Raw genomic sequence first — 12,342 nt, forward strand, 5'->3', positions numbered from 1 at the left:
TACTAATTCCCGTAGCGTTTCAACCATTCTTTTTCCAACGCCGCTTGCCAACTTGGATGTGGCTCAGCGATAGATTTGAATTGTTGAGTGTTTTTGGCCGAACCAGTTAGGTATTGGTTGCTTAGTACCGAAGGGTCGCCCCAGATGTTTAGGTTACCTTTGCGAGACTGTGCTTCAGGGCTCAATAAAAAGTTTATCGCAACTTGTGCACCAGCACTGGCATTTGCGTTCCAAGGAATCGCTAAAAAGTGGATATTTGAGAGTGCTCCTGCGTCCATTGCGTACGCTTTGGTGCTCTCTGCAAGATTACCGCTCGACTGCGCAGAGAAAACCGCGTTCGGGTTAAAGGTAATCGCCAGGTCAGTCTGACCATCATCTAGTAGCTGAAGGGTTTCTGCTGTACCGCCTGGAAACTGCTTACCACCGCGCCAAGCGACTTTATGGAACTCATCTAGATAAGACCACAGCGGTTGAGTGACTTGTTCAAACGTGTCATCGGTAACTGGTTGTTGCAGCTCAGGGGCGTTGTTAGACAGTTCAATGAGTAATGCTTTGATAAAGCTTGTGCCATGAAACTCTGGTGGTCGAGGGTAAGTCAGGCGATTCGGGAACGCTTTTGCATAGCTCAGCATTTCTGAGAATGATTTTGGAGGGTTATGGAGGGTTTGCTCGTCATGGATAAACACTAATTGTCCTACTCCCCAAGGTGCTTCTAGACCTTCTGTTGGCTCGGAGAAGTCCACATCAATTGGTAGAGATTTATCCACATATTGCCAGCTTGGCAAACCTTCGACAAAAGGACCAAATAGCAATTGGTTATCCTTCATTGATTTGAAGTTTTCGCCATTGATCCAAACCATATCAACACTACCACCGCTGTTTTTGCCTGCCGCTTTTTCTGCGATAAGTCGAGTAGTGGTCTCAGAAATATCAGTTACTTTAACGTGGTTTAGCGTCACGTTATAACGTGATTTTAGCTCTCTATTCGCCCACTGTATGTAGCGATTAATTTCTTGGCTCCCGCCCCAAGCATGAAAGTAGACGGATTGCCCGTCGGCTTGCTGTTCGATTTTTTGCCATTCACTATTCACTGATGAATCGGCAAAAGAAGGTGTCGCAAAAGTCGTGGCTAAAATGCCAATGCTGCTGAGTAGCTTTTTCATATCTATTCCGTGTTATGTCTTTTGGTTCTTGCTTTCGTTTCTATTGACGTTTTCGCAAGTCGTTCCGCTCTGTTACAAGGATAGTAATTCATCTCTCTCTATTATCAATGCCAATCCCAAACGGAATCACTCATTGATTCAAAGAATCACTCTCAATGTGAAGCAAAACGAAGAAAGGACAAATTTGGTGTCATTTTAGGAGCGGACCGTTTGTTTGAGGATATTCTTTCAAGTAATTGAAAATTATTGTCCCCAGAGATATGAATAGGTTGTTTTACAGAGCAAAATTGATGTCTAAAGCATGGAATTGAGGGCGAAAAGAGAAAGAAAGTTGGCCATTTAAATGACTTTAGCATGCATGACTAACGATTCATCGATATAAAAAAAGCAGCCGTTTGGCTGCTTTAAGATACTATCTGGTTTACTTAGTTGGGATTAGTTTACCCAGTCACGTAGTGTAAACGTCAATTCGTGATCGGCACTTTTCAGAACAAGACCATCTTTAGTTAGCGTGATATCGCTCCAGTTAGATAGTGTTTGTGTCATTGCGTTTTCGATCTTCATTTGATCTTCCATACACATCTTCATGGTCATGCCCATTTTTTCGATGCGTAGTTGGTTGTTTTTCAGCTCGGCTTGACCGAAGAAGTTGTTACAACCTGCGTTGCCGTTTGCGGTTAGATTTTCACCGATTTCTAGGCGAGCCGCTTTTTGGTGTTCGTCTAGAACGATATTTTTGCCATCAACTTGAACAAGTTCCCAGTTGTGGTGCTGCAAATCTTGAGCCGTTATTTCTTTCACATCATCACCGTTGCTAGCACAAGCAGTCATAAGAACAGGGAGAGAGATTGCTGTAACTAACGTTTTTAGGCTAAGCTTCATTTTATAGACTCCGTTTTTATAAACGCGGTAAGTATAAGTAATAAAACACTGTTTTTGTCAGCATAAGGTTATGGTTTCGTATGTTTTTGACATAACGAAGTATATAGCAAGTTTTGTTGCTGACTAATCTTCTCATTATTTAAACTAGGCCAATACGCCCTAATATGGAAAGAGCGGTTTTAGTATGGAGCAACTGGAGTTTTTTACTGTCCCAAGCCCTTGTGTTGGAGTATGTACCTCCGATGAAAAAGGGTATTGCAAGGGGTGTATGAGAAAGAGAGAGGAAAGGTTTAATTGGCTTAACTTAACCCCCGCTCAGCAGTTGCACGTTATTAAGTTGTGTCGTCAAAGGTACAGAAGAAAGATGTTGGCAGGGAAGACGAAGCCAGAACAGCTTCAAGATGAGCCATCGCCTCAACAAGACTTATTCTAGAACTCTTGTTCAGTCTGTGGGGTTACGCCTTCGCTTTCGGTTCTGATTAGGCTTTTACATATTCCCGGTCCGGCAAGGTGTCCTTTAAGAACCGGGAATCTCCTATCCATTTTCCCTATAAAGCGGTAATTGGCGTTATTTCATCGACCAACGGTCGCTAACCCAGCCTCCTGCTTGTTCGTCGAAGTGATTTCCTGAAAATCGATGATTGAATTCAACATCTAATTTACTTGTTGGGCGTTCATCCATGAGTTGATGAATGTATCTCGCCATAGGATCCGTACAAGCTTCACGCTCTCTACGGGTAACTACTTCTTTGATCATTTGGAGTCTGTAGCTATTGCTGGCTCGTTTCATTTTTGACCTCCAGAACTCGATGGCAGCAGTTTGAACACATTGACGTCCAGATCGCTGCTCATTAGTTTGCGCGTGGAGGCACATCACCATCGTTTGAAGTCCAAAGACAAATTGTTTGAGAGCAGTGTTTGTAACGCCATTCACATCTTTCTCAGAATCATTGACTGTGCGATTGAAAATGTTTCGCGAAATTTAGCCGATGAACCTGCATATTTAAAAGACCTTATCAAACATAGAAGCCCAACACAGGGGCGTCAATAACACAAATGAACAATTTTTGAACATATTGTGAAGGTGGAGAGTTTTCAGTAATTTATCGAAAATAAAAAACCGAAGCACAAAGCTTCGGTTTTGAGGAAAGCCCTGACGAAATTGCTTGTAAAAGCTCTTAGTGCCAGGGGTAATGTGTTGAGTATTAGCTACCAGATGCAGGACAGCCTTTTACTGGTTGGCCATTACTGAAGTACTTGATGTTCTCTAAGTTCTTGTTGTAGTTATCCGCAGAGATTTGTGGGTTGTTTACGAAGAACTCGCGCAAAACGTATGCATCGGTTAGCTGTGTAGATTGAACATCGATGATTGGATAGTTATCGCCACCAGCAGCACTGAAGCTGATTACAGAGAATGTGTACGTTGCGTCTAGATCGAAGCCTTTATTGTTAATATCGGTAATGGTTACTGAGCCAGCATCACAATTTACATCTAAAGTGATGTTATCTAGTTGAGCGTAAGCACCAGACCCTGCAGATTTCGTCGCAACCACGTCTAGGTATTCTTTAACTTCTTTACCTGTCATAGTTGCTTTAGTCACGAAGTTACCAAATGGCTGAACCGTTAGTACGTCACGGTAAGTGATATCACCATCTTGGATTGAATCACGCACGCCGCCAGAGTTCATCACACCAAAGTCAGCATTTACCGTTTTGTAAGTACGGTATGCCTCGCCGAGTAGGTGACCTAGGTTAGTTTGTTGAGAGCGAACTACGTTACGATCACCTTCTAACTTACCCGTCGTATTAGAAATCTTCTCATCTAATAACTCTTGACCTTGTTGTTGGTATGGCAGTAGTAACGCTTTTACTGTTGCATCTTGTTGAATTCGTTCACCGATAACTTCATCGTTTTCGTCTAGAAGGTTTACAGGAATCAGTGCGTAGTTTGCTAAGTGAAGCTTGCCGTCGTAGTATTCGAAGTCTGCACGACCCACATATTTACCCCACTCATGCGCTTGCATAATCCAAGTACCTTTTTGTTGGTCTGGGGCACAATCATCCCCAGGTTTGAAATCAGCATACTCATTGGTACCTGGTTCCATACATACAGGGTTTTGCGAGTGACCACCGATGATAGCGTTTAGCTGTCCTTCTTCAAGAGAGCGAGCGAGTTTAACGTCACCTGGTGCTTCACTACCGTTTTTGCCATCTTCGTAGTGACCCATGTGCGTCGTTGCAAATACTAGGTCTACCTTTTCGTTCTCTTCGATTTCCTTCAGTACCTTTTTGATTTCTACTTGAGGGTCTTCGAAGTGGATGTTTGATACGTTGTCTGGATTGACTAGCTTCGCAGTGTCTTGCGTTGTTAGACCAATAACAGCGATCTTAAGGCCGTTGATAGTAAATACTTTGTAAGGGTCGAAGTAACGCTCGTTTGTATCTTTTTTATAGATATTCGCAGCCAGCATAGGGAAGTCAGCTAGCTCGGCTTGCATATCGAGAATATCTAGTGAGTTATCAAATTCGTGGTTACCGACAGCCATTGCATCGTAACCAAGTAGGTTCATCCCTACGAAGTCTGGAACCGCATCTTGCATGTCTGATTCTGGTACGCCGGTATTAATATCACCGCCAGATAGCAGAATGGTTTCACCGCCTTTTGCTTCGACTTCTGCGCGGATAGATTCGATTAAAGTGTGACGCGCAGCCATGCCGTATTCGCCGTCGCTGTTATGCCAAAAGCGACCATGGTTATCGTTAGTGTGGAGAACGGTGAACTTAGTACAAGAATCTGCAGTCTCGCAGGTTACTGGAGAATTGTCGCTGTCTGAGCCGCATCCTGCTAGCGCAGCGCCCACTGCCACTACCAAAAGAGATTTGGAAAACTTCATAAGGGATCCTTTCTTTGTGATTTTGTTATTGTTACGGCGTGAAATATACGGAATTAATGTGAAACTTTAGTGATCTATCTCTTATTTATACTTCTATCGGAGAAATGAATTAATAAGCCTGCAAACTACGTCTATAAATAAACAGAATTGGTATTTAGTATTTATTTTATATAGCTAGCTCTATTTTTTGTGAGGTAGTTAATTGAATGTGTGTTGTTTGTGTGAATCAATGCGCATTTTTGCGAAGTATTACGCTGATTTTGGTGATAATTTTGCCAAGTTTATGTTTTCCCTAATAGGTATGACACAAATCGTTATAAATTTTCGCTCTAATGATGAGGGGCTCGGTTTGTATGCATAATGAACAGCACAGAATTGAAACTCATTTGATTATGGCTTTATTCTGCCTAACTCTATCAAAAATTGTATTTATCTCTTTACTATAATTGCGATCGTTTAGAAACCTTATGCTTTAGGCATCGTTTATTTATCCTCATCCGATACCTTATCGTGCTTATTCCGCATTTGACACTCGAGAGTTTAAACAAATAGATTCAACCTAATGAGTCAAAATGAAAAGTAAATAATGGATCGTTCTTCTTCGAATATTATGATGTGAACTATCATTTAATTAATGAAAATGAAATGGATTAATGTAAAGCGTTGCGACTGTAGCTGTTATCTTTGAGCTTTGGTTTAAAGGGTAGGGTTAAAAGAATTTGTAAGTGGTGAACGCTAAGAAAGGATGCTTATGAGATACACAGTAAGGGACGCACTCAAAAAGGAGGTAGCCCAAATCGCCAAGATACACGTTGATTCTTGGCAGGTGGCGTATAAAGGATTAATGCCAAAGAGCTACATAGAGCAGTTTACGATTGAGCGTCGAGAAAGGATGTGGGCGCGAGTGATGACGGAGCAACTGGCCCAATTGATCGTAGTTGAGAGGCAAGGAGAAATTGTTGGCTTTTTAAGTTACGAGTTACCTAACCACACCAGCGAAGATAAAACGGCATTAGTGACATGTTGCTACGTTACGCCGCTACATTATGGGCAAGGAGCAGGAAGTGCACTGTTAGATGAGTTAGAGACACGTTTGCTCTCTACGTCAGTTATGCAGATCAGTTTGAAAGCACTGGATACTAATCAACAGGGGCTTAACTTTTACAAGAAGTGTGGTTTTGTGCGTACTGGAGAGGAAGAGTCGGAAGTGATTGAGAGTATGACGCTGACCGATCTCACTTTAGTGAAGTATATTGCCCGTTCATAAATCAAATGTTATATGCCAAATATAGTAAAACCCCGAAGGTGGTAAGACTCCGGGGTTTTGAAATTTTTAGATGTCTCGGTTGGTAAGTCCGATTATCTTTTATGCAAAAGGTTTGGATTTAATCCGATTAATTCCTTGGTAGGGAATTAGATGCGGATGAAGTCCATGTGTTCAACTTTTGGCTTGAACGCGTGACGTTGAACGTCTTGTGGCTTAACTTTAACTTCTTTGCCATCGATAACTAGAACGATGCCTTCGTAGAATTCAGGCTTGTCCATTTGGTTTACGATGTCGTCGTGGTTAAGAACGATAGCTACTGCTGCTTCTTCACCGCCGTATACAACTGCAGGGAATTTGCCAGCGTGACGTAGGCGGCGGCTCGCACCTTTACCTAGTTCAGTACGTACTACTGCTTCGAATTTCATAGTATTTACTCTCAAATTAGTAAAAATCAAATGTTCACAATCAACAATGCGACCTTGTTGTTCGTGGTAAAGCTTGAAACAGGAACTGTTCAAGCGAGCGCGGATACTATCATTCCACTTATAAATGGGCAACCCAAATCGTATCCAAATCAACAAAAAGGTATGATTTAGCGGGGTGGAAGGCTATCCCTTTTAACGCTTTGCTTGGATTTTGTTCACATCGACTTCATTTTCATCGGTTTACTAATCATGGTCCGAAGAACAAAGTTTATGTGTTATATGCTTTATGTTCGGCTGAGATGTAAGACTAAAGATGCTTTTAATCCACCTAAAGCGCTTGTATCCAATGTTAATTGACCTCGGTAACTGTGTGCCATTTCACTGACTATGTTTAGACCAAGACCTGAGCCAGGGGTTGTTTCATCCAATCTAACTCCTCTCTTGATTACTTGACTCAGTTTCTCTTTAGGGATGCCTGGCCCATCATCTTCAATAATGATGTGTATATTTTCCTTATCCTGAGAGGAGTGCACACGAATCATGCTGTTGGCCCACTTATAGCCATTTTCTAGCAAGTTACCTAGCATTTCATCGAGATCGGTCTGCTCTACTGCTACATTCAGCTCTGAATCAAGTTCATTAATTAAGGTAATGCTCCGGCTCGCATACACTTTATCAAACGCCATTGAGATAGCATCCACACGATCTGCTGGGTTCGACTTCACTGATAATATGTTCATCGATCCGGCCATACGGGCACGACCCAAATGGTAATCGATATGGTCTTGTATTTGATTGATTGGAGCTCGGAGACGGGATTGTGCCTCAGGTTCTAACGTCTGAACTTCATTTTTTAGAACAGAAAGTGGCGTTTTAAGTGCATGAGATAGGTTACCTGCATGATTGCGAGCTCTCTCTAGTAATTCTTGGTAATGGAACAGCAGAGCGTTGAGGTCGAAGATTAGAGGAGAAATCTCTTTTGGGTAGGTTTCTTCTAGACTCTTTTTATTACCAGACTTCAGCTCGGCTAATTCTTTTTGTAGCTTTGTAAGCGGACTCAATGACCAAGCAATTTGCAGTAAAATGACGGTAAGCACGCCCGCGAATAATAAACCCAAAATAAGCCAAAGTTGGCCGATTAACGTCTGAAGGGTATTTTTAATGGGCTCTTCGTCAATACCAATAATAATGTGAATAGGACCATCGTAATCAGGAAGATACAGCGCTTTTTCTAGCGTAATTAGTTTTTCGCCTCTTGCTCCATACGCATCTTTATCCAAACCTTTGTATTCGATTTTTTTGTCCCACAACGAACGAGAACGTTCGAGGCTTGCCTCTGTAGAGGCGCTCCAATACAAACCACTGTAAGGTCGGTTAAATCGAGGGTCTGATAGCTGAGCTGCGAGCGAAAGATGCCCGGTGTTATCGACTTCTAACTGTGCGGCGACTTCATCCATAAAAATGCTGAGCTGTGAGCGAGTGTCATCAACCATATAGTTGTAGACCTGCGTCGGTATCGTCACACCAGCGGCGAGGATCATTGCCGTTAACCAAACGATCGCCGCTAAAACGAGGCGACTTTTGATACTCAGTCGTTTTATTGCGTTCAACGGTAGCCTGTTTCTATTCGGCATTTAATTGGTATCCCAACCCTCGGACAGTTTTGATGATCTTTGGTGCGATTTTTTTGCGAATTCGGCCGATAAAAACTTCGATTGTGTTGGAGTCACGATCAAAGTCTTGTTTGTAAATGTGCTCGACGAGTTCGGTTCGAGAAATCACTTTTTCCGGGTTATGCATAAAGTAAGCGACCACTTTATACTCTAGCGCCGTCAAGCTTACCGCTTGCCCTTGCCACATGACTTTAGAAGTGCGTGTATCCAAGCTCAAGTCGCCAATTTGCATCACAGGAGAGGCATTACCAGAGGCTCTTCGTAGCTGTGCACGAATACGAGCGATAAGCTCAACCATTTCAAATGGTTTAGTTAGGTAATCGTCTGCACCTGCGTTTAAGCCTTCAACTCGCTGCGTTAGGGTGTCGCGAGCGCTTAGAATCACGACAGGAGTATTAATGTTTTCATCTCGGATGCCTTTTAGGACGGTAAGACCATCCAGTTTTGGCAAGCCGAGGTCAAGAACAATGGCGTCCCATTCTTCCGAAGTCGCGCGATACAGAGCGTCTATGCCATCTTGGGACAATTCTGGTACCCAGCCGGTACTTTCTAATGTTTCGATGATTTGCTCGCCTAAACGAGGATCATCTTCAACAACAAGTATTTTCATATTGATGATTCTTATTATGTTTGGATTTTTATCGAAGTAAGCTACGCATCGTGTCTGGATTACGCATTAGACAAGTTTAGTTGTTTTGCGGCTTTAACGCTTTGTTAAAGCTGCGACCTTTGATCTCAAGCATTTCCAGCGTGGCGGCGTCGTACTCAACTTTCAGGACGCTATTGTTGTACAGAATTTTCAATTCATACACCCAAGCATCATCATCTTCTTCAAGCTCGACCTTGATGATGCGGCCGTATAGGTCGTTTTCAACTGCGGCGTAAAGTTCCGAAAATGGTCGTATATATCCTTGTTGAACCGCGCGGTAGACCTCATCTTGATCTTCATCGAATTCGATGCGTGTTCCTGGCTTTTCGACATCTTGCACGATGGCGTGGCCATTTTGTGATGTGTACTCGTTGTCATGCTTGGCAAAACTTGGTGCACACATGAATGTCGCAATAAGGCCGAAAAGTAACGCAGAATGTAGAGAAGTCGTTGCTTTATACATAGTCAAACCTTTTCTGGAGCGTTAGCCGCAGTATATCGGATATAGATGAACAGAGAGTGAATCAGCTAATTAAGTTTTGCCATGTGTTGTGGATGTTATTTCAACTCATCTTCAAAAATTTTATCTCGCAGCTTCCAAAAGCGACCAGATTTTCTAGCAATAACAAACTGAGGCAAACGGAAACGATGTTGATTAGCGACAACGCGTGTCGGTGAAGCCTCTTCAAAAGGACGATGCTTGTCTGCTAAGTGGGGGCGTACGAACTGATCTTTAAACGTTTGTTTTTGTTTTTTGGTACTCAATGACCAAAACTCATGAACTAACGCATTGCCTTCGCCTTGGTATGGTTCACCAGAATACGTCACCTTTAGCTGAGATTTACCATCACTGGACTTAAATACAGATAGGTCCATTTCTGTGCATTCAAAGATCAATGCATCTTTGAGATTAAGGGCTTCTTTTAGCTTTTTATCTGGGTCAACGAGCGTCGCGTCACACTCATGACAAATTCGTGCAGCGATATCGTTGTCCGCACCACATTCACCGCAGTATTTGGCACGAAAACGGTAGCCACAGTGTTCACGTTCGCCTGTGTCTTCATCTTCAAAGTAACCTTGGCAACGTCTGCCAAAATGTTCAACCAAGAAACCGTTACTATCCAACTTACCCCAGAAGTTGTTATTGAATCCGCAAGCCGGGCAAGGAATCGTGATAATTTCACTGTCAGAGTCTGGTTTGGGATCACCGACTTCAGGTTGGTATAAATCGTAGCTGTTGCCTGCGTAATCAAGCACTAAACATTCTGATTTTCCGTCTGATAAGCGTAATCCTCGTCCTACTATCTGTTGGTACAGACTGACTGACTCTGTTGGTCGCAAAATCGCGATTAAATCGACATGCGGCGCATCAAAACCGGTTGTCAGTACCGAAACATTGACCAAGTATTTTATTTGGCGATTCTTGAACGCTTGGATGATCGCATCGCGCTCCGGCGTAGGTGTATCACCAATGACGATTTCAGTTTCGCCTTCTGGCAATAAACTGTGGATCTCCTGTGCGTGTCGGACAGTTGCAGCGAAGATCATGACACCTTGACGCTCTTTCGCATATTGCATGATTTGCTCAACAATTTGTGGAGTCGCACGTTTGGCTTTATCGATCACCATATCCATTTCTGCTTCTTTGTAGCGTCCGGTGTTAGCGGGCTTCAGCTGAGAGAAGTCGTAAGACAAAACGGGCGCATCCATCATGCGGGCTGGAGTGAGGAAGTTTTCGTCGAGCAAGTAACGGATCGGCAGTTCGAAAATACAATCGCGGAAGAATCGAGGCTCTTCGGTTCGCACTTGACCTCGGGTGTGATACTGATAAATCCAGCCCATTCCTAAACGATAGGGCGTTGCAGTTAGTCCCAGCACCTTAATGCCAGGGTTCAGTTCTCGTAAGTGAGTAATAACTTTTTGGTAGCTGCTGTTTTTGTCATCTGGCACACGATGGCACTCATCAATAACGAGCAGAGAAAACTGGTTTTTGAACGAATCTAAGTTACGTACGACCGATTGAACCGAAGCAAACACGACTTGCTGGTCAGTTTCTTTTCGTCCCAATCCTGCTGAGAAGATAGAACCTTTTAAACCATAACCTTCATACTTCGCGTGGTTTTGCTCGACCAGTTCTTTTACGTGGGCGAGGACTAACACTCTTCCTTTCGCAAGGCGAGCAAGTTCTGCGATCACCAAGCTTTTTCCTGCACCGGTTGGCAGCACGATCACTGCTGGTGTCGAGTGTTTACGAAAGTAATGAATAACGGCTTTAACCGAGTCGGCTTGATAAGGACGAAGTGTGTACATGAAAATATGTGAAATTGCTCAACTATTCGAACGAGGAACGCTATAATACCTGACTTTTATACCCAAGTGACCTTTAAACCGAGATTTAGAGATCACTTGGGTATAATTCAATGAGGTATTCATGCGTTTAGATAAATATTTGTGTGACGCTCTGGGTGCAACACGCAAACAGGCAACAAAGATCATCAAAAGTGGAGACATCACCGTAGACGGTGAGGTTCAAAAAAGTGGTGCATTTAAAGTACCTGAAGGTGCGGAAGTGATGTGGGAAGACCGTGTTATTGGTGCTCCTGGTCCTCGTTACATTATGTTGTATAAGCCTGCTGACTTTGTTTGTTCACATGAAGATGGCTACAACCAAACTGCATTCGCACTGCTTGATGAGCCTAAAATTGAAAACCTTCACTTTGCGGGCCGATTAGATGTCGACACTACTGGTTTAGTGTTGATTACGGATGATGGTAAGTGGTCTCACCGTATTACCTCACCTAAGCATAAGTGTGAGAAAACGTACCGTGTTTGGCTCGTCGATGCTATTCAGCCAGATTACGCGGAAAAGCTCGAACAAGGCATCATTTTGCGCAATGAATCAGAAGCAACATTGCCCGCTCGTTTGGAAATCGTGAACGAGGCCGAGAATGAAGTATTGTTAACTATCGTGGAAGGTAAGTATCACCAAGTGAAACGTATGTTCGCGGCGTTAGGAAATAAAGTTGAGTACTTACATCGTGAGCGTATTGGTTCTATCGAACTTGATGAGGCACTAGAACCAGGTGATTATCGCTACCTCACGCAAGAAGAAATTGATTCTATTTGGAATTAATTGTCGGCATGGGAAATTCTTTAGTTCCTAATAGGAACTAGTCTTTTGGTAGGAATTGGCTCAAAATAAATTTTCCTACCAAAATTAGTGCCTAGACAATTCCGGTGTGCTTACTCATCTCAGTGATATGCCTTTGCATTTAGCTGATGCATGCATACTCTTATTGCAAAGCCTTCGGCTACGGTGAATGGAATGATGGTGTCAACGCCATCATTTTTACTGCATTGTGTTTGTTTCCCATAAACACATTTCGCTT

General features: G+C 43.0%; 12 protein-coding genes. 3 read left to right on the plus strand and 9 right to left on the minus strand.

The window, feature by feature from the left end; genetic code table 11:
- Positions 1-2 precede the first annotated feature (2 nt).
- Together IJ23_RS01125 and IJ23_RS01130 are read right to left on the minus strand one after the other, a co-directional pair.
- Positions 3-1,163, minus strand: coding sequence for an ABC transporter substrate-binding protein (locus IJ23_RS01125; RefSeq protein WP_033905114.1), 1,161 nt, complete (start codon positions 1,161-1,163; stop codon positions 3-5).
- 435 nt (positions 1,164-1,598) lie between these two features.
- Positions 1,599-2,045 carry an META domain-containing protein gene (locus tag IJ23_RS01130; RefSeq protein WP_005378077.1) on the minus strand — a complete coding sequence of 149 codons (447 nt, stop codon included), beginning with the start codon at positions 2,043-2,045 and terminating at the stop codon, positions 1,599-1,601.
- Between the two features lie 184 nt (positions 2,046-2,229).
- On the opposite strand from IJ23_RS01130, the gene IJ23_RS01135 reads away from it, so the two are divergent.
- Complete coding sequence (locus IJ23_RS01135) at positions 2,230-2,478, plus strand: DUF1289 domain-containing protein (RefSeq protein ID WP_033905115.1); 249 nt, start codon at positions 2,230-2,232, stop codon at positions 2,476-2,478.
- Between the two features lie 135 nt (positions 2,479-2,613).
- Here the strand turns inward: IJ23_RS01135 and IJ23_RS25255 are convergent, their stop codons facing one another.
- The gene (locus IJ23_RS25255) at positions 2,614-2,835 is read right to left on the minus strand and encodes a hypothetical protein (protein WP_005386686.1); all 222 of its coding nucleotides are present in this window, start codon (positions 2,833-2,835) and stop codon (positions 2,614-2,616) included.
- Positions 2,836-3,250: 415 nt separating this feature from the next.
- Entirely contained in the window at positions 3,251-4,939 is a 1,689-nt protein-coding gene (gene ushA / locus IJ23_RS01145) for a bifunctional UDP-sugar hydrolase/5'-nucleotidase UshA (protein ID WP_017634888.1), read from the minus strand.
- Between the two features lie 751 nt (positions 4,940-5,690).
- On the opposite strand from ushA, the gene IJ23_RS01150 reads away from it, so the two are divergent.
- Positions 5,691-6,206 carry a GNAT family N-acetyltransferase gene (locus tag IJ23_RS01150; protein ID WP_033905116.1) on the plus strand — a complete coding sequence of 172 codons (516 nt, stop codon included), beginning with the start codon at positions 5,691-5,693 and terminating at the stop codon, positions 6,204-6,206.
- Between the two features lie 146 nt (positions 6,207-6,352).
- Here IJ23_RS01150 and rplY read toward each other — a convergent pair whose 3' ends face one another.
- The 5 genes from rplY to IJ23_RS01175 form a co-directional block, all read right to left on the minus strand.
- Positions 6,353-6,631 (minus strand): 50S ribosomal protein L25, encoded by a 279-nt coding sequence (rplY, locus tag IJ23_RS01155; RefSeq protein WP_005378066.1) that lies wholly within the window; start codon positions 6,629-6,631, stop codon positions 6,353-6,355.
- A 284-nt stretch (positions 6,632-6,915) separates the two neighbouring features.
- Positions 6,916-8,265 (minus strand): ATP-binding protein, encoded by a 1,350-nt coding sequence (locus tag IJ23_RS01160; protein ID WP_005378071.1) that lies wholly within the window; start codon positions 8,263-8,265, stop codon positions 6,916-6,918.
- Complete coding sequence (locus tag IJ23_RS01165; RefSeq protein ID WP_005378073.1) at positions 8,255-8,914, minus strand: response regulator transcription factor; 660 nt, start codon at positions 8,912-8,914, stop codon at positions 8,255-8,257. The genes IJ23_RS01160 and IJ23_RS01165 overlap by 11 nt, the downstream gene beginning before the upstream one ends.
- A 76-nt stretch (positions 8,915-8,990) precedes the next feature.
- The gene (locus tag IJ23_RS01170; protein WP_372036143.1) at positions 8,991-9,356 is read right to left on the minus strand and encodes a PepSY domain-containing protein; all 366 of its coding nucleotides are present in this window, start codon (positions 9,354-9,356) and stop codon (positions 8,991-8,993) included.
- Positions 9,357-9,511: 155 nt separating this feature from the next.
- Positions 9,512-11,263, minus strand: coding sequence for a DEAD/DEAH box helicase (locus tag IJ23_RS01175; protein WP_021707635.1), 1,752 nt, complete (start codon positions 11,261-11,263; stop codon positions 9,512-9,514).
- 121 nt (positions 11,264-11,384) lie between these two features.
- Here IJ23_RS01175 and rsuA point away from each other — a divergent pair, with 121 nt between their 5' ends.
- Positions 11,385-12,086, plus strand: a complete 702-nt coding sequence (gene rsuA / locus IJ23_RS01180; protein WP_033905117.1) for a 16S rRNA pseudouridine(516) synthase RsuA — start codon at positions 11,385-11,387, stop codon at positions 12,084-12,086.
- Positions 12,087-12,342 lie beyond the last annotated feature (256 nt).

The organism is Vibrio sp. OY15, from assembly GCF_000742455.1.
In the GTDB taxonomy this organism is placed as follows: Bacteria; Pseudomonadota; Gammaproteobacteria; order Enterobacterales; family Vibrionaceae; genus Vibrio; species Vibrio alginolyticus.